We start from the raw sequence: 24121 nt of genomic DNA on the forward strand, positions 1-24121 counted from the left end.
CACGTCACCTCAGCTCGGTGCCCTTGGTCTCCTTGAGCGTGAGGATGACGCCGAACGCGATCGCGGCGGCCACGGCGACGTAGACGAAGAAGAACACCGGGTGCCCCGCGTCGGAGAGCGCCGTGATCACCAACGGCGCCGTGCCGCCGAACAGCGCGACCGTGAGGTTGTACCAGGAACCGATGCCGGTGGCCCGCAGCTCGGTCGGGAACAGCTCGCTCATCACCGCCGGCGCCAGCGAGGCCATCATCGCGTAGAGACCCAGGCCCACGCTGAACACGACGGCCAGGGAGAACAGGTTGTCCTGCACCAGGAACGACAGCGGGATGACCAGCACCGCCGTGGCCCCGGACCACACCAGCATCTGCGGCTTGCGCCCGACCCGGTCCGACAGCGCGCCGAACGGGTAGCAGAGCGCGACGAACAGCGCCGTGCCGATCGAGAGGGCGATGAAGACGTCGTTGCCGTCGGCGCCGCGGAAGTTGATGGCGAACGGCGTCAGCGCGCTGAAGAACGTGTAGTACGACAGCGTCGACAGCAGCGTGAACGCGCACAGCTGCAGCACCGCCCGCGGGTGGTGCCGGATGGTCTGCATGAGCGGGTTCTTCGTCGCCCGCGCCTTGGCGGCGTTCTCCTCGAACTGGTCGGTCTCGACCAACGAGCGGCGCAGCCACATGCCGACGAACCCGAGCAGGCCGCCGACCGCGAAGGCGATCCGCCAGCCGTAGGCCTGCAGCTGGGCCTCGTCCAGCACGCTGGTCAGCAGCACGCCCATCAGCGAGGCGGCCAGCAGCGCGGTGCCGGTGGAGATGTAGAAGAAGGCGGAGTAGCGCCCGCGCCGCGCGGGCGGGGCGATCTCGGCCAGGTACGCCGAGGCGTTGCTGACCTCGCCGCCCAGGCTCATGCCCTGCGCGATGCGGGCCAGCAGCAGCAGGACCGGGGCCAGCCAGCCCACCGCGTCGTAGGTCGGCAGCACCGCGATGACCAGCGACCCCCCGGCCATCAGCAGGATGGTCACCAGCATGCCGGCCTTGCGGCCCTTGAGGTCGGCGAACCGGCCCAGCACGTAGCCGCCCAGCGGGCGGAAGAAGAAGGCCAGCGCATAGGTCGAGGTGGCCCCGATCAGCGCCAGCGCGGCGTTGTCGCTGGGGAAGAACTGACCGGCGAAGTACACGACGAAGGTCGCGTAGACCGTCCAGTCGAACCACTCGACCGCGTTGCCGATGCTGGCCGAGACCAGGGTCTTGATCGGCAGCTTGTGCTGGGTCTCTGGTGCTGCGGTCGTGGTCACGGTTCTCCCGTTCGGTGCAGCGCTGGGACCTGCGTCACGGTAGCGATCACGGTCCCAGCGCGCTCACCGAGCACGCACAGGGATCAGCCGAGGCGGTACTCCGCGTCGTCGTCGACCACGTCGGTGTCGTCGTCGTCCCCGTCGTCCTGGGGCTCGGGGACGGCGACGTCCCCGGCCGACCAGCTGCCGTCGCCGTCGGTGTCGGCGTACAGGGTCGCGGTGATCTCCGTGCCGTCGTCGTCGCCGGTCGCCGCCGGGACCGGGGTGTCCAGGTCGACCACGACGTCGGTCGTGGTGCCGGCGGGCACCTCGGCCGAGCCGAGCACCTGGTCGTCGCCGGGCTGGTCGTCGTCGTCGAGGGTGACGACGACGAAGCCGGCCTCCGGCGCGGTCACCGAGGCCACCTGCACGCTGCCGCCGTCGCCGGACTGGTCCTCGAGCTGGAGCGCGGCCGCGGCGGAGATGCCGCCGCCGGCGGCGTTCGGCGACGACGACGAGGCCCCGCCGGTGGTGGACCCCGCGCTGCCCGACGTCACGGTGCCGGTGACGTCGTCGTCGGAGCCGCAGGCGGTCAGCGCGACCAGGGCGGCGGTGGCGGGGAGGGCGATCAGCAGGCGTCGTGGGGTCATGCGCCGCCCGTTGCCCACCGCCCCCGGGTTGCACACGGCAAGCAGTGAGCGGACTCATCCGGATTCACAGGCGTACGTCCAGGTCGGCGGGGCATGCACCCGCGGGAGAACCACCGACGAGAGGAACACCGTGCCCGAGAACGGGACCACGACCGACAGCGACCTGCCCCCCACCATCTTCGTGCTCTACGGGGCCACCGGTGACCTCGCCCGGCGCATGGTGCTGCCGGCCTTCTACCAGCTGGCCCAGTACGGCCTGCTGCCCCCTGAGTGGCGGCTGGTCGGCAACGGCCGCGGCGACGTGTCGCACGAGGACTTCCAGGGCCGGGTGCACGACGCGCTGGCCGAGTTCGGCCCGCACCCCGACGAGGGCCCCTGGGACGACTTCGTGAAGAACCTGCGCTTCGCCGGTGGCGGGTTCGACGAGACCGACCCCGGCAGCCTGCTCGACGTGCTCGAGGAGACGAAGGCGGAGATGGGCGGCGACCCCCAGCACGTGCACTACCTCGCCGTCCCGCCCTCGGCGTTCGAGAAGCTCACCAAGGGGCTGCAGGAGCACGGGCTGACCGAGGGCTCGCGGGTGGTCTACGAGAAGCCCTACGGCACCAGCCCGGAGTCCTTCCGCGAGCTCGACGAGCTGGTGCTCTCGGTGCTCGACGAGGAGCAGGTCTTCCGCATCGACCACTTCCTGGGCAAGGAGGGCACCCAGGACCTCCACGTGCTGCGCTTCGCCAACGGCCTCTTCGAGCACGTCTGGGACCGCGAGCACGTGCAGCAGGTGCAGATCGACGTCCCCGAGACCCTGGACGTCGCCCAGCGCGCCGAGTTCTACGACGCCACCGGCGCCACGCTGGACATGCTGGTCACCCACCTGTTCCAGGTCGCCGCCGAGGTCGCCATGGAGCCCCCGGTCGACCTGTCCCCCGAGGCCCTGCAGGACGCCCGCGAGTCGGTGCTCGCCGCGTTCCGGCCGCTGGCGAAGGAGGACGTCGTCCTGGGCCAGTTCGACGGCTACACCGACATCGAGGGCGTGCCGTCGGACTCCACCACGGACACCTTCGTGGCCGCCCGGCTCTGGGTCGACACCGACCGGTGGCACGGCGTCCCGTTCCTGCTCCGCACCGGCAAGAAGCTGGCCGCCTCCGAGCAGCGCGTGTCGCTGCTGCTGCGCAAGCCCGACGGCCCGGTGACCCACGTGCCCGGGCACGGCAACGTGGTCTCCCTGTCGCTGTCCGGTGCCGGCTCGCTGGACCTGCAGTTCGTGGCCAAGAAGCCCGGCCCGTCGCTGGAGCTGACCCAGACCACGACCTCGCTCGACCTGGCCGACATCGAGGGCGGCACGCCGCTGCCGCCCTACGTCTCGCTGATCCACGACGTCGTCACCGGTGACCGGTCGCTGTTCACCACGAGCGCCGGGCTGTCCAAGGCGTGGGCCGCGGTCGAGCCGCTGCTGGACGACCGGCCCGAGGTGCAGCCCTACGCGGCCGGTTCCTGGGGACCGACGGCGGCCAACGAGCTGGCCGCCCCCTGCGGCTGGCTGCTGGGCCAGACGGACGAGTGATGCGAGGAAGGCCCCTCCCCGGCGGGAGGGGCCTTCGTCGTGCGTGGGGTCCGAGCCGGACGCTGGTCGCCTCGCGGCGAGTTGCGCATCCGGGGCTCCAGCCTCGTGAGAGCGGTATTCCCCGGCGGCAGTTATCCAGTGGAGCCCGGGGACACAGATCGCCCGGCCCGGACGGGGACCACCGTACGCCTCACCCGAAGCCGCGGTCGTCCTGCTTCAGCGCCGTGTCCACCGTCAGCGCGCTGGCCAGCACCAGCGAGGCCAGCGGCTCCTCGAGCCGGCGGTGCACCTGCACGGCGTAGTTGTCGGCCGTGGTGAACAGCGTCTTGGCCAGGCCCTCCCAGGTCTTGGTGATCCGCGCGATCTCCTGACCCGTGTGGTCGGTGACCGCGAAGTTCCAGGCCCGCCAGTTCTCGGCCTGGATCGCGCCGACCAGCTGCCCGCCCACCACGAGGTCGAAGCGGATCTTGCCGAACACGTTGGCCTGCACGATCTCGCCGACCGGCTCGCCGGAGGCCCGCGCCACCTGCACGCGGGACTTCACCAGCTTGGCCGGGCGGGTCAGCACCAGGACGACCCCGGTGGCGTCGCGCACCTCGAGCTTGTGGGTCAGGAACTGGTCGATCGAGGAGACGAACCGCAGCGCCTTCTTCGCCGCCGACTGCCCCACCTCGACGACGGCGCCCAGCTGCTGGCCGCCGCCGTCGAACACGGCGTACTCGTTCGTCAGCTCGATCAGCTTCGCCTTCTGCTGCACGACGAGGACCGCCTGCTCCAGCAGGACCGACCGGCCCTGCTGGTGCGGGGTGTACTGCTGCTGCGGGGCGTACTGGGGCTGCTGCGGCGCGTACTGGGGCTGCGCGGCGTACTGCTGCTGCGGCGGCGGTGCCTGCTGGGGCTGCTGGAGGTGGTCGGTCCAGTTCTGCCCGTCCCACCACCGGCTGGCGGGGGTGCCGGCGGGGTCGGGGTACCAGCCCGGCGGGGGCGGCGGAGAAGACATGCCGTGCAACCTAGTGCGCCAGACTGGGTCCGTGGCCCACCTGACCGACGCCGAGCTGCGCGTCCTCGACGCCGTCGACGAGCCGTGGCTGCTGGCCCGGCTGCGCGAGCTGGTCGCCGTCCCCTCGGTGGGCGGCACCCCCGCCGAGTCCGACGCCCAGCACCTGGTGGCCGGCTGGCTGCGCGGCATGGGCGCCGACACCGACGTCTGGGACGTCGACCTGGTCGACGCGGTCACCGCACCCGACGCCCCCGGGCAGGAGGTGGTCCGCGAGGAGGCCGTGGGCGTGGTGGGCACCGTCGGCACCGGCTCGGGGGAACCCGGGCTGGTGCTCTGCGGGCACACCGACGTCGTCCCCGCCGGTGATCGGGCGCTGTGGCCGGGCGACCCTTTCGCCCCTCGCCTCGAGGGCGGCGTGCTGCACGGCCGGGGCACCTGCGACATGAAGGGCGGCCTGGTCGCCGCGCTCGCCGCGGCCCGGGCGGTGGCCGGCTCCGGCGTCCGGCTGGCCCGGCCGCTGGCGGTGCACAGCGTGGTCGGCGAGGAGGACGGCGGCCTGGGGGCCTGGGCCACCCTCCGGCGGGGGCACCGCGGGGCGGCCTGCATCATCCCCGAGCCGACCGCCGGGGCGGTGATGACCGCCAACGCCGGCGCCCTGACCTTCCGGATCACCCTCACCGGGCTGGCCGCCCACGGCGCCATGCGCGACCAGGGGGTCAGCACGGTCGAGCTGTGGGCGGAGCTGCACGCGGCGCTGCGGTCCTTCGAGGCCTCCCGGCAGCGGGACGTCGACCGCTTCCTGGGCACCCGGTTGCCCTACGGGATCTCGATCGGCACCCTCCACGCCGGCGACTGGTCCTCCACCGTCCCCGACCGGCTGGTCGCCGAGGGCCGGTTCGGGGTGCAGGTCGACGAGCCGGTCGAGACCGCGCGGGCCGCCCTGGAGGCCGCGGTCGCCGGGTTCTGCGCCGGGCACGACTGGCTGGCCGACCACCCGGCCCGGGTCGAGTGGGTGGGCGGCAGCTTCGCCAGCGGTCGGCTGCCCGAGGGTTCAGCGATGCTGCCCGCCGTCCAGGACGCCGTCGTCGACCTGGGGCGCGCCCGCCCGGCGCAGCGGTACGTGCCGGCCGGCACCGACCTGCGGCTCTACGCCGCTGCCGGGGTGCCCACGCTGCACTTCGGCCCCGGCGACCTGGCGCTGGCGCACGCCCCGCGCGAGCAGGTGCCGGTGGCCGACGTGGTGCACGTGGCCCGGGTGCTCGCGCTGACCGCGCTGCGGCAGTGCACGGTGGAGGCATGACCGTCCGGTACGAGGACTTCGCCGCCCTGACGCAGGACTCCCCCACCGCCCGCACCGAGTGGGCCGCCGTCGTGGCCGCCTGGGCCGAACCGCACCGCAGCTACCACGACCTGGCGCACCTGGCCGCCGTCCTCGGGCTGGCCGGTGAGCTGGCCGGGCACGCCGCCGACCCGACCGCGGTGGCGCTGGCCGCCTGGTACCACGACGTCGCCTACGACCCCACCGCCTCGGACAACGAGGAGGTCAGCGCGCAGCGGGCCGAGGTCGGCCTGCGCGGGCTGGTGCCCGACGACCGGCTGGCCGAGGTGGCCCGGCTGGTGCGGCTGACCGCCGGGCACGACCCGGCCGACGACGACGCCGACGGCGCCGTGCTCTGCGACGCCGACCTCGCGGTGCTGGCCTCGCCGCCGGCGGCCTACGCGGCCTACGCCTCGGCGGTGCGGGCCGAGTACGGGCACCTGGACGACGCCACCTTCACCGCGGGTCGCACCGCCGTCCTGGAGTCGTTGCTGGCCCTGCCCGCGCTGTTCCGCACGCCGACCGCGCAGCCGTGGACCGCGCCGGCCCGGGCCAACCTCACGGCCGAGCTGGAGCTCCTCCGCGCCCGGGCTTCCTGAGACGAAGGCCCGCGGCCAGCAGCCGAGACAGCAGCTCCCGGCAGGACACCGACTCCGCACCCGCGGCGACCGCCACCTCGTGGAGCTCCTCGGGCACGTCGTAGTGGTCGCCCTGGAACGCCCGCCGCGGGATGCCGAGCTCGGCCTCGACGAAGGCGTGCAGCTCGTCGTAGGAGGTGTCGCTGACCAGGTGCGACCACAGCCGTCCCCGCCAGGGCCAGACAGGGGTGTCGATCAGCAGCGCCACCGTGTCATCGTCGCAGCATGACCGATGCCCGGGCGTGCCCGATCCTGCCGGTGACCGACCTGGACCGGGCACTGGCGCACTACGCCGCGCTGGGTTGCACGGTGAGCCGGCACGACGTCACCTACGGATTCGCCGCCCTGGCCGGCGTGGAGCTGCACCTGTCGGTGGTCGCCGACCACGACCCGCTGCGGACGGCGTCCGCCGTCTTCCTGCACGTGCCCGACGCCGACGACCTGGCCCGCCGTTGGGCCGACGTCCCCCGCACCGGCGAACCGGTGGACACCGACTACGGCATCCGCGAGGGCTGGCACATCGACCCCGACGGCAACCTGCTGCGCTTCGGGTCGCCGCTACCGTCGACCCGGTGAGCACAACGACCCGCTGGGGCATCGTCGGACCCGGTCGCATCGCCGAGAACGTCGTGCGCGACTTCGAGCACGTGGCCGGCGCGGAGGTGACCGCCGTCGGGTCCCGGTCCACCGACCGGGCACGGGCGTTCGCCGACCGGCACGGCATCGGCACCGCGCACGGCTCCTACGCCGACCTGGTGGCCGACCCCGACGTCGACGTCCTGTACCTGGCCACCCCGCACCCGCAGCACCACGCCGTGGCCCTGGACGCGATCGCCACCGGCAAGCACCTGCTGGTCGAGAAGTCGTTCACCGCGACCGTCGCCGGGGCGGAGGAGGTCGTGGCCGCCGCCCGCGCCGCCGGGGTGTTCGTCATGGAGGCGATGTGGACCCGCTTCCAGCCCGCCGTGGTCGAGCTGCGCCGGCTGGTCGCCGACGGCGCGATCGGCGAGGTGCGCAGCGTGCAGGCCGACCTCGGGGTGGCCCGCGAGTTCGACCCCGCCGACCGGTTGTTCGCCCACGAGCTCGGCGGCGGCGCGCTGCTGGACCTCGGCGTGTACGTGGTGAGCTTCGCCCAGCTGCTGCTCGGTGCCCCCGACACCGTGACCGCGACCGGCTCGACCTTCCCGACCGGGGTGGACGCCGAGGCCGCGCTGCTGCTCGGCTACGCCGACGGGCGGGCGGCCACCCTGCTGACCTCGCTGCGCAACGCCCTGCCCGGCCAGGCGCGGGTGTTCGGCACCGAGGGCTGGATCGACGTCCTGCCGCGGTTCCACCACCCGGCCACGATCGTGCTGCACCGGGCCGGCGCCGAGCCGGAGGAGATCACCCGGCCGGCCACCGGCACCGGCTACAGCCACGAGATCGCCGAGGTGCACGAGGGCGTGCTCGCCGGCCGCGGCGAGTCGGCGGTGATGCCGCTGGCCGACACCCTCGCCGTCATGCGCGTGCTGGAGGAGGCGGCGGGCCAGCTCGGCGTCGCCTTCGCCGAAGCCCCCGCAGAGGCATAGGAACCTCTGCACCCCCTCTGCGACGCGCGAGAGGGTGCAGAGGTTCCTGTGCCGAGGGTGCCGGACGTCAGGCGGCGGTGGGCTGCTCCACGACCGTGGCCGGGTCGCCGTCGGCTGCGGCGGCCAGCGGGTCGACCAGCTGGTCGAGCAGGTAGGGCAGCGACAGCGGGCTGCCGAAGCCCAGAGCGGCCGAGATCGCGCTGGAGTACTGGCCCAGCAGCACCGTGCGGTCCTCGGTGACGACGTCGAGGCCGGCCAGGAGGGTGTCGGCGTCCAGGGCGGCCTGGTCGTAGCCGTTCTCCACCAGGACGTCGGCGTCGAGCAGGTCCAGCCGCTCGGCAGAGAGCTCCTGGCTGGTCTCGGGCACGGTGAAGCCGAGGTCGGAGAAGAACTGGGTGCGCAGGTCGTCCTGCCCCAGCAGGTAGTGGCCCGAGCCGCCGAGACCGGTCAGGTCGACCGCGATGTCCTGGCCGGCGAAGTCCGGGTTGTCCGTGACGGCCTGGGAGAACCGGCCTTCGACGTCGTCGACCAACGCCTGCGCGTCGTCCTCGACGCCCAGGGCGCGGCCGGTGAGCAGGGTCTGCTCCTGCCACGGGGTGGCGCCGTCTGCGTAGTCGTCGGTCTGGGCCAGCGTCGGGGCGATCGCGCTCAGCTGGTCGTAGACGTCCTCGGTGATGAAGGAGTAGACGCCCACGATCAGGTCGGGCTGCAGGGCGGCGATCGCCTCGAGGTTGAGCTCGTCGCTGCCGACGGTCGGGACGGCCTCGTCGGGCAGGACGTCCTGCGCCCACGGGCGCTGGGTCGCGTCGTAGTCGCCGATCAGCTCGCGCTCGCCGACCAGCGTGCCGCCGAGGGCCAGCACGAAGTCGGCGTCGTTGAAGCCGACGGTCACGATGCGCTCGGGCTGCGCGGGGATCTCCGTGGTGCCGAACCGGTTCTCGATGCTGACCGGGAAGGCGCCGTCGCCGGCGGACGAGGACGGCGCGGCGTCGCGGGTGTCGTCGGACCCGCCGCACGCGGCGAGGGTCAGGGCGAGGGCAGTGGTCGCGAGAGCGGCCAGGGGGCGGCGCATGGGGACTCCAGAGCTGGAACGGAAGCGTCCAGATGAGGTTAGCCTGCCCTATTCCCGCGCCGCGCAGGGGTGGAACGCCGAACGGGCGGCCTCCTCGCGAAGACCGCCCGTCCGGGTGGTGCAGGTGTCAGCTGACGCCGACGGCCGGACTCAGAAGTCCATGCCGCCCATGCCGCCGTCGCCACCCGGCATCGCCGGCGCGGACTTCTCCGGCTTGTCGGCGATGACGGCCTCGGTGGTGAGGAAGAGCGCCGCGATGGAGGCGGCGTTCTGCAGCGCCGAGCGGGTGACCTTGGCCGGGTCGATGATGCCGGCGGCGACCAGGTCGACGTACTCGCCCGAGGCAGCGTTCAGGCCCCAGCCGATCTCGGAGTTGCGCACCTTCTCCGCCACGACGCCGCCCTCGAGGCCGGCGTTGACGGCGATCTGCTTCAGCGGGGCCTCGAGCGCCACGCGGACGATGTTCGCCCCGGTGGCCTCGTCGCCGGTCAGCTCGAGCTTCTCGAAGACGGAGCTGGCCTGCGCCAGGGCGACGCCACCCCCGGCGACGATGCCCTCCTCGACGGCGGCCTTCGCGTTGCGGACGGCGTCCTCGATGCGGTGCTTGCGCTCCTTGAGCTCGACCTCGGTCGCGGCACCGGCCTTGATGACGGCGACGCCACCGGCGAGCTTGGCCAGGCGCTCCTGGAGCTTCTCGCGGTCGTAGTCGGAGTCGGACTTCTCGATCTCGGCGCGGATCTGGTTGACCCGACCGGCGATCTGGTCCTGGTCGCCGGCACCCTCGACGATGGTGGTCTCGTCCTTGGTGACGACGACCTTGCGGGCGCGGCCCAGCAGGTCGACGCCGGCGTTCTCCAGCTTGAGGCCGACCTCCTCGGAGATGACCTGGCCACCGGTGAGGATGGCGATGTCGCCGAGCATGGCCTTGCGGCGGTCGCCGAAGCCGGGCGCCTTGACGGCGGCGGACTTGAACGTGCCGCGGATCTTGTTGACCACCAGGGTCGCGAGGGCCTCGCCCTCGACGTCCTCGGAGATGATCAGCAGCGGCTTGCCGCTCTGCATGACCTTCTCCAGCAGCGGCAGCAGGTCCTTGACCGAGCTGATCTTCGAGTTGACGACGAGCACGTACGGGTCGTCGAGGACGGCCTCCATGCGCTCGGTGTCGGTCACGAAGTAGGGCGAGGTGTAGCCCTTGTCGAAGCGCATGCCCTCGGTGAGCTCGAGCTCGAGGCCGAAGGTGTTGCTCTCCTCGACGGTGATGACGCCTTCCTTGCCGACCTTGTCCATCGCCTCGGCGATGAGCTCGCCGATGGCCGGGTCAGCAGCGGAGATGGAGGCGGTGGCAGCGATCTGCTCCTTGGTCTCCACGTCCTTGGCGGTCGAGAGCAGGTAGTCGGAGACGGCGGCGACGGCCTTCTCGATGCCCTTCTTCAGGGCCATCGGGTTCGCGCCGGCGGCGACGTTGCGCAGCCCCTCGCGGACGAGGGCCTGGGCGAGCACGGTGGCGGTGGTGGTGCCGTCACCCGCGACGTCGTCGGTCTTCTTCGCGACCTCCTTGACGAGCTCGGCCCCGATCTTCTCGTAGGGGTCCTCGAGCTCGATCTCCTTGGCGATGCTCACACCGTCGTTGGTGATGGTGGGGGCACCCCACTTCTTCTCCAGCACGACGTTGCGGCCCTTGGGGCCGAGGGTGACCTTGACGGCGTCGGCGAGGGTGTTCATGCCCCGCTCGAGGCCGCGGCGGGCCTCTTCGTCGAAGGCGATCATCTTGGCCATGTGGTGGTGTCCTCCATGCGTGGCTCGCTGCTGGTCGGGCGGCGCCCGCGACGGACGGCACCCGCGCCGTGGACGCTCCTGCGGCCCACGCGCCGGTACCTCACCGGTCCGACCTGGTTGGCACTCGGATACCCCGAGTGCCAGTCCGAGTCTGGCACTCGACCCCGGCGAGTGCAAGAACGGGGGTCACCCCCGCCGCCGGTGCAGCACCTCCCCCACGGCCAGGTCCAGGCACGCGACCACCCCGGCGGCCACCACGGCCAGCAGCGCGAACGGCCACAGGTAGAGCGGCAGGACGGCCAGCAGCGGGGCCGTCGGGCCGGACAACCCGGCCAGCCACACCGCTGACCACACCCACACCCCGAGGACGACGAGCCCGGCCACCGCTGCCCACCGACCGCCCCGGGCCTGCGGCCGCGGGCCGTGCCGGCGGCCCGCCGCGCCCACGACCAGCAACCCGACGACCACCCCCACCACCCGGTGGCCCGGCCACTCCTCGTCGGCGCCCAGGGCCAGCAGCACCAGCGACACCGCGGCGGCCCCGGCGCCCAGCACGACGTGGCCGACCAGGAGCGCCGGCGCCCAGGAGCGCGGTCGGGGCGGCGGTCGCTCCGCGGTGGCCATCCCCCCGCACGCCAGCTTGGTCGAGGCCTCAGACCGCGACGGCGACCGGCAGGGCGGCCGGCACGGCGCGGTGCGCTGCGGCGAGGGTGAGCGCCGCGATCCGCTCGGCGGCCCGGCCGTCGCCGAACGGGCTCGCCGTGCGGGCCAGCTCCTCGGGCCAGCCCGGTCGCAGCAGCCACCGCGCGGCCGTGGCCACGCCGCCGGCGTCGGCGAGGACGGCGAACCCGGCGTCCACCGACTCGGGGCGCTCCGTGCTCCGGCGGACGACGACCAGCGGCTTGCCCAGCACGGTGACCTCCTCCTGCACGCCGCCGGAGTCCGACACCAGCAGCCGGGCGCCGGCCGCCAGCGCCAGGAACGTCGCGTGGTCGACCGGGCCGCCCAACCGCACGGCGGGCGGCACCGGGCACCCGCCCGAGACCACCGCGGAACGGGTGCGGGGGTGCAGCGGCAGCAGCACCGGCAACCCGAGGTCGCCCAGCGCACCCAGCAGGGCACGCAGCCGCGCGGGGTCGTCGGTGTTCTCCGGCCGGTGCACCGTGGCCAGCACGTAGCCGCCCTCGACGACGCCGTGGGCGGCCTGCACCGCGGCACGCTGCACCGGCCCGGGCAGCGCCCGGCGGGTGGCCTCCACGATGGTGTTGCCGGTGACGTGCACGGCGTCGGCGGGGGTGCCGGCCCGCAGCAGGTGCTCGGCGTTGCCCGTGGTCGCCGCGCAGTGCACGTCGGCGACCGCCCCGATCACCAGCCGGTTGACCTCCTCGGGCATGGCCCGGTCGAACGAGCGCAGGCCCGCCTCGACGTGCACCACCGGGATGCCCAGGTGGTGGGCGGCCTGCGCGCCGGCGTTGGCCGAGTTGGTGTCGCCCTGGACGACGACGGCGTCCGGGCGGTCGGCGCGGAAGACCGCGGTCAACCCCGTGAGCATCGTCGCCACCTGGTCGGCGCGGTCCCGACCCCCGACGCCGACCAGCGGCTGCGGAGGCGGGGCCATGCCGACCCCGGCGAAGAAGACGTCGGTGAGGTCGGCGTCCCAGTGCTGGCCGGTGGCCAGGGGGTGGGCCGCCGGGCCGAGGGCGGCCACCACGGGGGCCAGCTTGATGATCTCCGGCCGGGTGCCCATCACCACGGCGACCCGCGGGGTCACCGGGCCGGCACCACGCCGCGGGTCCGCCGGCGCACGACGCGCGCGACGAGGTAGCCCCAGACGCCCAGCACGGCCGCGGACACGAGGGTCCAGCCGGACAGCGGCAAGGCCGGCACGGGCACGGTGGCCACGTTCAGGCCGCAGGTCGAGGAGGCGACGTCGACCCGGACGGTGCCGGTGAGCAACGAGACGTAGAGGGCGCTGACCCGCACGCTGCCGGCGCCCTGCGGCTGGGTCTGGCCGCCGAGCAGCAGCGTCGCGACGCCCGGCACGGACACGCTCGTCCCGGGTGCCGGGCTGCTGGGCAGGCCGATGGCGACCGCCGTGGACACCCGGGCGTTGGCCAGCGACGAGCCGGCCGTGGTCACCCCGGCCGAGGTCGCCGTGCACCGCGAGGAGATCGAGTCGGCCAGCACGTCGACCGGGGTCAGCCCGCCGACCAGCCGGACCGACACCCCGCCGGTGCCCGGGGTCACCGTGCAGGTGCCGTCGCTGCCGATGCTCACCCCGCCGCCGGACCCGACCAGGGCGGCGCACGCCGCGGAGGTGCCGTCGGCCAGGGCGACCGCCTTCTGCACCAGCGCGCCGGAGGTGATCAGCGTCTGCGACCCCAGCACGGACAGCGCCGGCGCGCTGTTGCCGGTCGTCGTCCCCGTCTGGCCGTCGTGGGAGGCCGAGAAGGAGCCGGAGGACGCCGCGCTGCCGTTGGCCAGCACGAGCGAGGCCGCCGTCGCCGAGGCGGCGGAGGTGTCCGCGGCGGCCGGGCCGGCGCAGAGGACCACCAGGGCCGTGGTCGCGGCGGCGAGCACGCCCGCGCGGCGGCGGTGGAGCGATGTCACGAGTCGGTTCTCCGGTCGGTGGGCGACGGGCGGCCGCGGGGCGGGGTCGGCCGGTCGGGGCGGGCGGTGAGCACGGGCGGGATGCGCTCGGTCCGCGGACCGCCGGGGTCGGCGGCCGGGGACGGCGTGCTCGGGGTCGGGCTGGGCGGGGTGGTCGGGTTCGGGGTCGGGGTGTGCCGGGTCGACCGCGGTGCGGCCGGCCGGACGGCCGGTCGGCGCGACCCGCCCGGCACGGCGGGCTGGGCCGCCGTCGGCGGGTCCTCGAGCAGCAGCCGGCCGGTGGCGGCCTCCGCGGGGGCGAACTGCCCCTCGGCCCACGCCGGCCCCGGCGGCAGCGCGGCGAAGACGGACCCCTCGGCCCGCGGCACCGCACGACCCGGCGCCGGCGGGCCCGGGCGGGGAGGGCCGCCCGACTCGGAGCGGGCGGTCTTCTTCCAGTCCCGCCGACCGCGCAGGATGCGGGTGAACGCCCACCACACCGCCGCCTGCAGGAGGTAGGCGTAGGCGACGTTGAGCAGGCCCAGGGCCACCGCCCGGCGGCGGCTGACCGACCCACCGCTGCGCGAGCGGTAGACCGGACCCCAGACCACGTGCGGCAGGACGCCGAACAGCGCGGCCAGGGGCACCAGCCCCCAGGCGCCGTCCGACCACCACGAGCCGACGCCGTCACCGGTGTGGGTCATGTAGTAGACCTGCACGGCCATGGCCGCGGGGAACACGACCGAGCCCAGCAGCTGCGACCACGGGACCCACAGGTAGTAGGCGATCTCCAGGGCTCCGGGCAGGCTGACCTGCGGGGAGCAGATGATCCGCCAGAGGTAGCGCAGGCACTGCATGCCGCCCTGCGCCCAGCGGCTGCGCTGGCGGAGCAGCGGCCGGATCCGGGGCAGTCCGGTCTGGGCGACGAAGGTCTCGTCGCAGTACTCGGTGCGCCCGCCGGTCAGCAGCACGTGCAGGCCCAGCTCGAAGTCCTCCAGCAGCGCCCCGTGCCACGGGGTGCCGAACTCGTCGGCGATCCGGTCCAGGGCCGCCATCCGGGTGAACTGGCCGTTGCCGCCCATGCCCACGCTGCCGGTCCGCCGGCGCAGGCTCTGCATCGCCGCGATCGGGCCGGTGAACTCCAGGTCCTGCAGCTGCACGAGCCAGGAGTCCTTCCGGACGACCAGGTCGTCGTCCGGGTCGACCAGCATGTCCAGGTCCGCGGCGGCCAGGCCGTCGATGTCGTCGGTGACGCGCACCTGCACCTGCACCGCGGCGACCCGCGGGTCGACCAGGTAGCCGCAGATCACGTCGGGGCCCAGCCGCTCGAGGCGGGAGTCGGCGTCCAGGACGCCGACCAGCACCCGGTGCCGGTCCGCGCCGGCCGGCAGCGACTCGTCGATGGCCCGCCAGGCCGCGTTCAGCGCCTCGCCCTTGCCCCGCTGGGCGTCGGGCAGCAGGCGGGTGATCACCCGCAGCTCCGGGAACTGGTCCTGCAGGTCGTCGAGGATGTCGGGGGTGAGGTCGGTGGACGCGTCGTCGACGACCCAGACGGTGGCCTCGGGGAAGGTGCCCAGCAGGTGCCGCACGGTCCCGCCGACGACCAGCTCCTCGTCCAGGCAGGGGACGACGAAGTGCAGGTCGTAGCCCTGCCGGCTGCCGGGCACGCTGTCCGCGCGGGCCAGGAAGGGCCGCATGATGAACACGATGTAGAGCAGGAAGCTCACGCAGAGCATGAACGCCGTGGTGTTGAGGGCGGCCAGGGCGATGTTGTCCTCGTTCACCGCGGCGCCCGGTCGGCCTCGACGTCCCACGGCGACAGCGCCGGCGAGGGGTACGTACCGCGCAGCAGCACCACCAGGTAGCAGGTGCCGGCCAGCACCACGCCCAGCGTGCTGACCGCCGTGCCCACCAGCACGTGGGTGCGGGCGTAGCCGACCTCGGGGCCCCAGACGGACATGCCGGCGGTGATCGCCAGCATCCGGGCCTGGTTGACGGCCAGGATCACGACGACGGCGACCGCCAGGGAGGAGAACGCGCGCACGGCCGGGATCCGGCGGACCGCGAGCAGCACGGTGGTCGCCACGACGAAGGGCAGCAGCAGGAACGCCGCGGTGCAGCCGACGGTGATGTCGATGCCGGTGGGCTGCCCGTCCACGGTGAACAGCACCGAGCGGCCGACCTGCCGGGCGTCCTCCAGGCCGATCAGCCGGGCCCCGGGGACCGCCGCGGCGGCCTCGAGGTCCTGCAGCCGCGTGGAGAAGACCACCATCGCCAGCACCGTCAGCACACCGCCGACGACCATGCCGGGACGGACGAGGCCGACGTCGGAGGTGCGGTCGGTGTCGGCGGCCAGCAGGAGGGCATCGGCCCCGCCCGCGGTCACCGGCCCCGACCCAGCGCCTGCTCCCGGCGCGCCAGGACCAACGCGTTCTCCGCCCGCGCCCAGGTGGTGGCCAGCGGCTCGACGCCCGAACGCATGGTGTGCGCGGTCGCCGTCCTGAAGCCGGCCCCCTCGAGGCGGGCCTGCACCAGGTTGGACACCCGGGCGACCTGCGAGGTCTGGTGCCCCCCGGCCAGGATGCCGAGCTGCCGGGGACCGACCCGGGCGAACTGGACGTCGCCGGCGGCCTCGCGGGCCACCGACACCGCCCGGCGCAGCGAGCGGACCGTGCGGACGACGCCGAGGTCCACCAGCGCCAGCCCGACCGGGTCACCGACCGGGGTGGCCAGCTTCTCCTCGGTGGCGAGCAGAGCGGCCCAGCCCCGGCGGTTGGGGAGCCGCGTGACGTCGTCGTGGCTCTCGAGGCTGCGCTCGAAGCTGTCCCGGCGCTTGCCGTCCAGGGCCGCGATGTCGGCGCTGAGGGAGGCCTGCAGCGCGGTGGCCTGCACGGCCAGCAGCTGCGACCAGTCCCGGTCGCCGGGGTCCACCGGGGAGGCGCTGAGACCGGCGAGCGAACCCAGCTGGCGTCCGTCGGGGGACATCAGCGCGATGCCGAGGTAGCCGTGCAGGCCCCAGCCGTCGGCGATCCGGCGCAGGTCGGGCTCGGGGCTGCGGCGCAGGTCGGAGACCGTGATCGGCTGCGGGCCGGCCAGCAGGTGGTGGCACAGCGACCGGTCCCGCGAGATGGGGGTGCCGACCTCGTACTGGGCGGCCCGGGTACGGGTCCACCGCGACGCGGGATCAGCGGCCTGCGGGGTGGTCTGGACCGCGAGACCGGTCCAGGTGTCCTCGGTGATCCGGGTGACGGCCCAGGCGTCCACACCTCCCAGGCTGCCCAGCAGCGCCAGGGCCGCGTCGGCTCCGGGCAGCGTGCCCCGGGACCAGACGGACCCGACGGCGGGCAGCGACGGTCCGGCCGTGCGGGTGTCGAGCACCTGCACCGACGGGGCGATGACCAGCTCGTCGACCCACCCACGGGCGGCCGGGGCCTGAGACTCCATCTGGCGCACCGCCACTCACCTCTGTTCTCGCATGCTTTCGTTCCGGATCTACGATCTCCCTATCGGCAGGAGTCCGGGGACCTGGCACCTGGTCAGCCGGCGGCCGACCCCGACCGCACGCGCACCAACGCGTCCTCCGCGCGCCACCAGGTGCTGACGACGCTCTCCAGCGGCTCGCGGACCGCCCACCCGCTGGTCGCGGCGTAGCCCGCAGCCCGCAGCGCGTCCTGCGCCCGGGTCGCCGTGGCCGCGGGGTCCAGCTGCGCCAGGTCCCCGCCGACGACGCCGAACTGCCGGTTGCCGAGCCGGCTGAGCGAGACGTCGCCGAGCTCGTCGCGCAGCACGTGGGCGGCGCGTCGCACACCGCGGACCGAGCGCACCAGCCCCACGTCGAGCACGACGACCGAGAGGTCCTCCGCCAGGTGCCGCGCGCGGTCGTCCTCGTCCTGCAGCAGCAGACCCCAGCCGCGGCGGTCGGGCAGGCCGGTGACGTCGTCCCGGCTGGCGAGGGCCCGGTCGTAGGCGGCCCGGCGGTCGTCGGCGACGGCGTCCAGGGCCGCGGACAGCTGCCGCCCCAGCGCGTCGGCCGCGTCGCCGACCCGGCCGGCGAGCCCGCCCGGGTCGGACCCGGCCCACCGGTCGACGGTGTAGCCGCACACGCTGCCGAGCAGCCGGCCGTCCGCCCGCCGGAGGGGCGCACCCACGTAGCTCGTCACGCCGTGCTCGCGGGCCATCGTCCGCAGCACGGGGTTGCGGTGCCGCCGCAGGTCGCGGGCCAGCACCGGCAGCCGGTCGACCAGCAGGTGGTGGCAGGCGCTCTGGCCCACCGGGAAGGACAGCCCGGTGACGTCGGGCAGCGCGCCGGACCGGGCGGCGAGCCCGGTCCAGGACCGGTCGGTCATCCGGGCGACGGCGAACCCGTCGAAGGTCTCGGTGGCGCTCAGCTCCGCCACGGCCGTCGCGGCCGACGCCGCGAAGACCGATCCCAGGTCGGAGCCGCGCCCGGGCGGCACCGCCGCCGCGGCGCCCCCGGACCAGCCGAACATGCTCATGGACCCTCCCGCGGCGATGCGTCCGGATCTGTTCCGGACGAATACGTTCTACATCGTCGTGCGGGGTGGAACCTTGAGCGCTCCGGCCGGCGTCCCCCGTCGGGGGGAGGCCGGCCGGGTCGGTCACCTCAGGCGATCAGGCCGGCCTCGCGCAGGGAGCGCAGCGACGGCTGCACCCGGTGGGTGGGCCCGACGACCGGCGCGAGCGGGTCGAGGGTCTTGAGGCCCTCACCGGTGTTGAGCACCACGGTCTCCTGCGCCGGGTCGAGCAGGCCGCGCTCCACGAGCTGCCGGAGCACGGCCGTGGTCACCCCGCCGGCGGTCTCGGCGAACACGCCCGTGGTGCGGGCCAGGTCGCGGATGCCGGCCACGATCTCGTCGTCCCCGACCCGGCCGACCGAGCCACCGGTGCGGCGGATGGCGTCGAGGGCGTAGGGGCCGTCGGCGGGGTTGCCGATGTTCAGCGACTTCGCGATGCCGGTGGGCTTGACCGGCTTGACGACGTCCCAGCCGTTGTCGAAGGCCGTGGCGATCGGGTCGCAGCCGGCCGACTGGGCGCCGAAGACCTTCCAGGGGGTGTCCGCGACGATGCCGGCGGCCACCAGCTCCTTCCAGGCCTTGTCGACCTTGGTCAGCAGCGACCCCGACGCCATGGGGATGACCACCTGGGCCGGGATGCGCCAGCCCAGCTGCTCGGCGATCTCGTAGCCGACGGTCTTGGAGCCCTCGGCGTAGTAGGGGCGCACGTTCTGGTTGACGAAGGCGGCGTCCTCGAACTCGTCGGTCTCGGCCAGCTCGCTGGTCAGCCGGTTGACGTCGTCGTAGGAGCCGTCGACGGCGATCAGCGCCTGGCCGTACACCGCCGACTGCACGATCTTGCCCGGCTCGAGGTCGCTGGGCACGAAGACGTACGAGGGGATGCCGTTGCGGGCGGCGTGCGCGGCGACCGAGTTGGCCAGGTTGCCGGTGGAGGCGCAGGCGATCTTCGCGTAGCCGAAGCCCTTGGCCGCGGTGGCGGCCAGGCTGACCACGCGGTCCTTGAAGGAGTGCGTGGGGTTCGCCGAGTCGTCCTTGACCCACAGCGGCGCGGTGAAGCCGAGCTCGTCGCCCAGCCGCTGCGCGCGGACCAGCGGGGTCATGCCCGGGTCGAGGCTGACCCGGCTGGCGGGGTCCTGGCCGGTGGGCAGCAGCGGGGCGTACCGCCAGATGTTGTGCGGGCCGGCCTCGATCTGCTCACGGGTGACCGCGCGCATGAGCTCGGGGTCGTAGTCGACCTCGAGCGGGCCGAAGCACTCGGCGCAGGCGTGCTCGGCGATCAGCCCGAACGTGGCGCCGCAGTTGCGGCACACCAGGCCACGCGCGGGGTTGGCCGGGATGCCGGTGGGGGCGGGTGCGGTCAGGGTCATGCGACGACTACCTCCTCATCTTCCCTGCGCCGGGGTCGTCGACCCGCGCAGGACGGATGGGGCACCTGCTGCTCGCGCAGTGGTTGCCGGGGCTTCGTCGGGCCGTGTCCCTCTGCCCCTCTGGATGAGTGGAACGCCTGGACCCTACTGCAGGATGGACGCCGTGCCCGCAGCAATCGTCTACACCGACCTCGACGGCACGATGGTCGGCCCGCGCGGGTCGTTCGTTCACACCGCCGCCGGGGAGCTCACCGACCGGCCCTGGACGGCGCTGCTGGAGCTGCACGCCGCCGGCGTCCCCCTGGTGCTGGTCTCCGGGCGCACCCACGCGCAGCTGCAGGAGGCCGGGCGTGTCTTCGCCGTCGACGGCCACATCGCGGAGCTGGGCTCCCTGGTCAGCTGGGCCGGCGGACGGGAGACCCACCTGCTGACCGGTGACCTGCCCGCGGAGTTCGCCGGACGCGGCCCGGTGGAGGTCATGGCCGACCTCGGCGTGGTCGACGCGCTGCTCGCGGCCCGGCCCGGCCGGCTGGAGTGGCACGCGCCGTGGTCGGCCACGCACACCGGCGACGCGATGCTGCGCGGGCGGGTCGACACCGCCGAGGTCGACGCCTGGCTGGCCGACCGCGGGTGGGGGTGGCTGACCCTCAAGGACAACGGCCGGGTGCCGCGCACGTCACGGGTGACCCTGGCGGTCGAGGGCGACCCGCACGTCTACCACCTGATGCCGCGCGGCATCGGCAAGGGCCACGCCATCGCCTGGGACCTCGCCCGCCGCGGCCTGGACCCCGCCGACGCCGTGGCGATCGGCGACTCGGTCAGCGACCTGGAGATGGCCCCCGCCGTCGGGCGGTTGTTCGTCACCGCCAACGGCGCCGCCGTCCCCGGCATGGCCCAGGCGATGGCCACCCTGCCGAACACGACCGCGACGGACGGCGCGATGGGCCTGGGCTGGGCGCAGGCCGTGCGGGAGTCCCTCAGCTCGTGACGTCGCGGCGGGCGAAGTGGCGGAAGGCCAGCGCGGTGAAGACCGCCGCGTAGAGCAGCGACTGGATGACCCCGCGGTACAGGTCGCCGCTGTCGACCGGGGTCTGCAGCAGGTCGGTCCAGGCGAACTCCTCCGCGGTCGGGAAGTAGTCACGGATGCTGCCCAGCTGCTCGACCTGGTCGAGGATCGCGAAGACGAACATCGTGAACACCGACCCGCCGACGGCGGCCAGCGGCGCGTCGGTGATCGTGGACAGCCAGAACGCCAGCGTGCCGACGACCAGCAGGTGGACGGCGAGGTAGCCGACGATGCCGGCCAGCCGCAGCAGCCCGTCGCCCTGGGCGATGCTGATCCCGATCGGGGTGCGGATGTCCCCGAACCCGAAGGCGATCCCGCCGGCGACGAGGGCGACCACGGTGACGGTGACCAGGGCGGCCACGCTGGTCACCAGCGCGGCCAGCCACTTCTGCCGGAGCAGCCGCATGCGGGGCACCGGGGTGGCCAGCGCGTACCGCAACGACCCCCACTGTGCCTCGCTGGCCACCGTGTCGCCGAAGAACAGCGCGTAGACCACCACCAGGAAGAACGAGGTCGTGGCGAACAGCACGAACAGGGTGAAGTTCAACCCGGACGCCGTCGCGACGTCGACCAGGTTGAGCCGGCTGTTGGCCTGCGCGTCCTCCGAGGCACCCAGCTGCAGGGCCGCGATGAGCACCAGCGGCAGCGCGACCATCAGCGCGAAGACGCCGATCGTGCGCCGCCGCTTGAACTGCCGGCGCAGCTCCACCGACAGCCGGAGCGTGCGCTCGGGCCGGTACCCGGCGACCGCGCCGGTCGACTGCACCGTGCTCATGACTCCCCCACCAGCGACAGGAACGCGTCCTCGAGCCGACGACGCGGGCTGATCTGGTCGACGCCGACACCGGCCTCGACCAGCGCCGCGACGGCCTCCGCCCGGGACAGGTCACCCAGCTCGACCACCAGGCCCTCGTCGGCCCGCTCGACGGTCGCACCGAGGCCGGTGAGCACCTCGGCGGCGCGCTCGGGGTCGCCCTGGACGACCAGCAGCACCGCTCCCCCGGTGCCGATGATCTCCTCGACCGTGCCCTCGGCGACCTTCTGGCCCTTGGCCATCACGACCACGTGCGAGCAGGTCTGCTCGATCTCGGCCAGCAGGTGGCTGGAGACGATGACCGTGCGGCCGGTGGCCGCGTAGTCGTGCAGCACCTGCCGCATCGCGTGGATCTGCGGCGGGTCCAGCCCGTTGGTCGGCTCGTCGAGCACCAGGAGGTCGGGCAGCCCGAGCATGGCCTGGGCGATCGCCACCCGCTGCCGCATGCCCTGGGAGTAGGAGCGCACCCGCTTGTCCAGCGCCGTCCCGAGGCCGGCGATCTCGACCGCCTCGTCGAGGTGGGCGTCCTCGAGGGGCCGCCCCGTGGCCGCCCAGTACAGCTCGAGGTTGTCCCGGCCGGACAGGTGCGGCTGCAGGCCGGTGCCCTCGACGAAGGACCCCAGCCGGGACAGCACCGGGGCGCCCGCGGTGGCCGGGTGGCCGAAGACCGAGATGGTGCCCTCGCTCGGCCGGATCAGGCCCATCAGCATGCGCAGCGAGGTGGTCTTGCCCGCGCCGTTGGGGCCCAGCAGCCCGAGCACCTGGCCGCGCCGGACCTCGAAGGACAGGTCGCGGACGGCGGTGAAGCCGTCCTTGTAGCTCTTGGTGACACCGGTGAACCGCAGCGGTACGTCCTCGCCGTCGGGCTCGACGACCGACAGCTGCCGTCGACGCCGGGCGCCCCAGAGCTTCGCGACGACCACCCCGGCCACGCCGAGGGCGGCCAGCACCCCCAGCAGCACCCACCAGCGGGTCGCCCCGGAGGTGCTGGTGACCGTGCCGTCGACGTCCGGCGCGGCCAGCACGGCGCCGTCGGCCAGGCCCACGGCGTAGACGCCGGACTCGGCCGGGGCGGCGAAGGCCTGGTCGGTGGAGGAGACCAGCACCCGCATCGTGTGGCCGGTCTCGAACCGGTGCACGATGCCGGGCAGCGTGACCTCGACCTCGGTGGGCGCGGTCGGGTCGGTCGACAGCCCGGTCAGCGCCAACGGCGCCACGAGCCCCGAGGGCAGGGTCTGGCTGCCGTCGGCCGAGACGTCGTAGAGCTTGGCGAACAGCGTCGCGGTCCCGGTCGGCGAGGAGACCGCGAGGGTGACCGTCGAGGCACCCACCACGTCGACCGCGTCGGTCAGGGGCTCGGAGTCGAAGGCCGCGAACTGGCCCGGGATCTCGACCGTCGTCCCGCCCAGGGCGGCGGTGACCGCGCCGAGGCCGGGCACCGTCGTGATGGCCGCCGGGTTGCCGCCCGGTGGTGTGACGACCGGGAAGGTCGTACCCGACAGCGGGACGTCGGTCCGCTGCACCTCGTCACCGGCCAGGCCCGGGTAGTCGGTGGCCGTCTCGGTGCGGCTGCCGCCCTGCACGCTGCCGACCGCCGCCCCCACACCGGTGGGCACCGGGAAGGTGAAGCCCGTGCCGGGGTCGGTGCCGTCGCCGCGGAGGTGGAAGTCGAACCAGCCGGCGACCAGGTCGCGGAGGTCGGCGGTGTCGCCCTCGGAGGCGCTGGCGTCGTGGCCGCCGTCGTACCAGACGACCTTCACCGGGGTGCCGTTCGCCGCGATGCCGCGGGCGTTGGCGTCGGCCTGGCCGAGCCCGAAGAGGGAGTCCTGGGTGCCCTGCACGAGCAGCGTGGGCGCGGTGATCCGGTCGAGCACGCCGGCCGGCGAGGAGCGGTCGAGCACGGCGGCGATGTCCGGGGTGAGCGTGCCGCTGGCGGCCGCGACCTGGTAGGCCGCGCAGATGTCGGCCCGGAACCGGCCGCAGGTCAACGCCTGCTCGACCGCGGCGGAGTCCAGGGTCGAGGGGTCGACGTCGGGGACGCCCGCGCCGCCGCCGGTGGTCGCGCCGCCGGTGAGCGAGGCGAGCAGGCCGTCGCCGGTCGGCACCGACCCGGCCCCGAAGAACAGCCCCGACCACAGCCGCTTGAACACCCCGCTGTCGCCGGTGGAGGGGGTGACCGCCGGCGTGGCGCCGTCGACCGCGCCGGCCTGCGACGGGAAGAGCGCGGTGGTCAGGGAGTTCCAGGTGATCTGGGGGGCGATGGCGTCGACCCGGTCGTCGTAGGCCGCCCCGAGCAGCGAGAGGGCCCCGCCGTAGCTGGCACCCGCCACGCCCACCCGGGGGTCGCCGGGGGCGTCGAGCTGGACGTCGTCGCGCTGCGCCAGGAGGTCGAGCATCGTGGACAGGTCGGCGACCTCGTAGCGGGGGTCGTCCAGGCCGATCTGCCCGGTGCTCGAGCCGAAGCCGCGGGCCGAGTAGGTCAGCACCACGTAGCCCCGGCCGGCGAGGTCGCGGGCGTCGTCGGCCACCGACTGCTTGCTCCCGCCGAAGCCGTGCGCCAGCACCACCGCGGGGGCCGGGTCGTCGCCCGTGGCCGAGGCCGGCACGTACACGGTGGTGTCGAGCTCGACGGCGTCCTCACCGCTCCCCGAGGGCACCGTGGCGTCCTCGGTGGTGACGTCCTCGGCGGCCCGAGCCGGGCTGGCCGAGGGGACGGCGAGCGGCACCGCCAGCAGGGCGGCGCTGAGCAGGGCGGTGGTGAGGGCAGCGAGCGCCGCGCGGGCGCCGGAGCGCGGGCGGTGACGCACGAGCCCGGCGGTGGGGCGCACGGCAGCTGAACGGACGGCGGACGGGCTGTGTTCCGCCGGCGCGCAACCTGTGCGCGAGCTGTGCCGGAC

Annotated in this window: 22 protein-coding genes and 1 riboswitch; of the genes, 6 read left to right on the plus strand and 16 right to left on the minus strand. The window is 74.2% G+C overall.

The genetic code is table 11. The annotated features are described in order from the left end of the window. Positions 1 to 4: 4 nt before the first annotated feature. Both BLS67_RS09965 and BLS67_RS09970 read right to left on the minus strand, forming a co-directional pair. Positions 5 to 1291, minus strand: coding sequence for an MFS transporter (locus BLS67_RS09965; protein ID WP_091244020.1), 1287 nt, complete (start codon positions 1289 to 1291; stop codon positions 5 to 7). Between the two features lie 83 nt (positions 1292 to 1374). Then, positions 1375 to 1920, minus strand: a complete 546-nt coding sequence (locus BLS67_RS09970; RefSeq protein ID WP_091244024.1) for a DUF7282 domain-containing protein — start codon at positions 1918 to 1920, stop codon at positions 1375 to 1377. 130 nt (positions 1921 to 2050) lie between these two features. Here BLS67_RS09970 and BLS67_RS09975 point away from each other — a divergent pair, with 130 nt between their 5' ends. Then, positions 2051 to 3481, plus strand: coding sequence for a glucose-6-phosphate dehydrogenase (locus tag BLS67_RS09975; protein WP_242653963.1), 1431 nt, complete (start codon positions 2051 to 2053; stop codon positions 3479 to 3481). Positions 3482 to 3671: 190 nt separating this feature from the next. Here BLS67_RS09975 and BLS67_RS09980 read toward each other — a convergent pair whose 3' ends face one another. Further along, positions 3672 to 4481: an LURP-one-related family protein gene (locus tag BLS67_RS09980; protein WP_091244030.1), complete on the minus strand. Its 810-nt coding sequence runs from the start codon at positions 4479 to 4481 to the stop codon at positions 3672 to 3674. A gap of 31 nt (positions 4482 to 4512) precedes the next feature. Between BLS67_RS09980 and BLS67_RS09985 the strand changes: the two genes are divergently transcribed. Both BLS67_RS09985 and BLS67_RS09990 read left to right on the plus strand, forming a co-directional pair. Further along, a complete protein-coding gene (locus tag BLS67_RS09985) occupies positions 4513 to 5781 on the plus strand; it encodes an ArgE/DapE family deacylase (RefSeq protein ID WP_207500462.1) in 1269 nt (422 codons plus the stop codon). After that, on the plus strand, positions 5778 to 6398 hold the full coding sequence (locus BLS67_RS09990; RefSeq protein ID WP_091244035.1) for an HD domain-containing protein: 621 nt from the start codon (positions 5778 to 5780) through the stop codon (positions 6396 to 6398). The genes BLS67_RS09985 and BLS67_RS09990 overlap by 4 nt, the downstream gene beginning before the upstream one ends. Here BLS67_RS09990 and BLS67_RS09995 read toward each other — a convergent pair. After that, positions 6358 to 6645, minus strand: coding sequence for a DUF4031 domain-containing protein (locus tag BLS67_RS09995; protein ID WP_091244038.1), 288 nt, complete (start codon positions 6643 to 6645; stop codon positions 6358 to 6360). The genes BLS67_RS09990 and BLS67_RS09995 overlap by 41 nt on opposite strands. A 17-nt stretch (positions 6646 to 6662) precedes the next feature. Between BLS67_RS09995 and BLS67_RS10000 the strand changes: the two genes are divergently transcribed. Both BLS67_RS10000 and BLS67_RS10005 read left to right on the plus strand, forming a co-directional pair. Beyond that, on the plus strand, positions 6663 to 7013 hold the full coding sequence (locus tag BLS67_RS10000; RefSeq protein WP_091244041.1) for a bleomycin resistance protein: 351 nt from the start codon (positions 6663 to 6665) through the stop codon (positions 7011 to 7013). Next, positions 7010 to 8005 (plus strand): Gfo/Idh/MocA family protein, encoded by a 996-nt coding sequence (locus BLS67_RS10005; protein WP_091244044.1) that lies wholly within the window; start codon positions 7010 to 7012, stop codon positions 8003 to 8005. The genes BLS67_RS10000 and BLS67_RS10005 overlap by 4 nt, the downstream gene beginning before the upstream one ends. 67 nt (positions 8006 to 8072) lie before the next feature. Here BLS67_RS10005 and BLS67_RS10010 read toward each other — a convergent pair whose 3' ends face one another. The 10 genes from BLS67_RS10010 to thrC form a co-directional block, all read right to left on the minus strand. Then, positions 8073 to 9077 carry an iron-siderophore ABC transporter substrate-binding protein gene (locus BLS67_RS10010; protein ID WP_091244047.1) on the minus strand — a complete coding sequence of 335 codons (1005 nt, stop codon included), beginning with the start codon at positions 9075 to 9077 and terminating at the stop codon, positions 8073 to 8075. A gap of 150 nt (positions 9078 to 9227) precedes the next feature. Further along, positions 9228 to 10853 (minus strand): chaperonin GroEL, encoded by a 1626-nt coding sequence (gene groL / locus BLS67_RS10015; protein ID WP_091244051.1) that lies wholly within the window; start codon positions 10851 to 10853, stop codon positions 9228 to 9230. A 186-nt stretch (positions 10854 to 11039) separates the two neighbouring features. After that, the gene (locus BLS67_RS10020) at positions 11040 to 11477 is read right to left on the minus strand and encodes a hypothetical protein (RefSeq protein WP_091244055.1); all 438 of its coding nucleotides are present in this window, start codon (positions 11475 to 11477) and stop codon (positions 11040 to 11042) included. 28 nt (positions 11478 to 11505) lie between these two features. Then, positions 11506 to 12624: a non-hydrolyzing UDP-N-acetylglucosamine 2-epimerase gene (gene wecB, locus BLS67_RS10025; RefSeq protein WP_207500463.1), complete on the minus strand. Its 1119-nt coding sequence runs from the start codon at positions 12622 to 12624 to the stop codon at positions 11506 to 11508. Continuing rightward, positions 12621 to 13463, minus strand: coding sequence for a choice-of-anchor P family protein (locus tag BLS67_RS10030; protein ID WP_091244059.1), 843 nt, complete (start codon positions 13461 to 13463; stop codon positions 12621 to 12623). The genes wecB and BLS67_RS10030 overlap by 4 nt, the downstream gene beginning before the upstream one ends. Then, positions 13460 to 15226 (minus strand): glycosyltransferase family 2 protein, encoded by a 1767-nt coding sequence (locus tag BLS67_RS10035; protein ID WP_091244062.1) that lies wholly within the window; start codon positions 15224 to 15226, stop codon positions 13460 to 13462. Before BLS67_RS10035 ends, BLS67_RS10030 begins: the two co-directional genes overlap by 4 nt. Beyond that, complete coding sequence (locus BLS67_RS10040) at positions 15223 to 15828, minus strand: archaeosortase/exosortase family protein (RefSeq protein WP_091244065.1); 606 nt, start codon at positions 15826 to 15828, stop codon at positions 15223 to 15225. Before BLS67_RS10040 ends, BLS67_RS10035 begins: the two co-directional genes overlap by 4 nt. Then, entirely contained in the window at positions 15825 to 16886 is a 1062-nt protein-coding gene (locus tag BLS67_RS10045) for a GAF domain-containing protein (RefSeq protein WP_131801714.1), read from the minus strand. The genes BLS67_RS10040 and BLS67_RS10045 overlap by 4 nt, the downstream gene beginning before the upstream one ends. 92 nt (positions 16887 to 16978) lie before the next feature. Continuing rightward, complete coding sequence (locus BLS67_RS10050) at positions 16979 to 17938, minus strand: GAF domain-containing protein (protein ID WP_091244071.1); 960 nt, start codon at positions 17936 to 17938, stop codon at positions 16979 to 16981. A gap of 128 nt (positions 17939 to 18066) precedes the next feature. After that, entirely contained in the window at positions 18067 to 19344 is a 1278-nt protein-coding gene (thrC, locus tag BLS67_RS10055) for a threonine synthase (protein ID WP_091244074.1), read from the minus strand. A 12-nt stretch (positions 19345 to 19356) separates the two neighbouring features. Beyond that, a riboswitch (SAM riboswitch) is annotated at positions 19357 to 19475 on the minus strand. Between the two features lie 32 nt (positions 19476 to 19507). Here thrC and BLS67_RS10060 point away from each other — a divergent pair. Continuing rightward, on the plus strand, positions 19508 to 20332 hold the full coding sequence (locus BLS67_RS10060; RefSeq protein WP_091244261.1) for an HAD family hydrolase: 825 nt from the start codon (positions 19508 to 19510) through the stop codon (positions 20330 to 20332). On the opposite strand, the gene BLS67_RS10065 is transcribed toward BLS67_RS10060, so the two are convergent. Continuing rightward, positions 20322 to 21185, minus strand: coding sequence for an ABC transporter permease (locus BLS67_RS10065; RefSeq protein ID WP_091244077.1), 864 nt, complete (start codon positions 21183 to 21185; stop codon positions 20322 to 20324). The genes BLS67_RS10060 and BLS67_RS10065 overlap by 11 nt on opposite strands. Next, entirely contained in the window at positions 21182 to 24031 is a 2850-nt protein-coding gene (locus BLS67_RS10070; protein ID WP_242653964.1) for an alpha/beta fold hydrolase, read from the minus strand. The genes BLS67_RS10065 and BLS67_RS10070 overlap by 4 nt, the downstream gene beginning before the upstream one ends. Between the last annotated feature and the right edge of the window lie 90 nt (positions 24032 to 24121).

It is taken from the genome of Klenkia soli (genome assembly GCF_900103975.1).
GTDB classification, from domain to species: domain Bacteria; phylum Actinomycetota; class Actinomycetes; order Mycobacteriales; family Geodermatophilaceae; genus Klenkia; species Klenkia soli.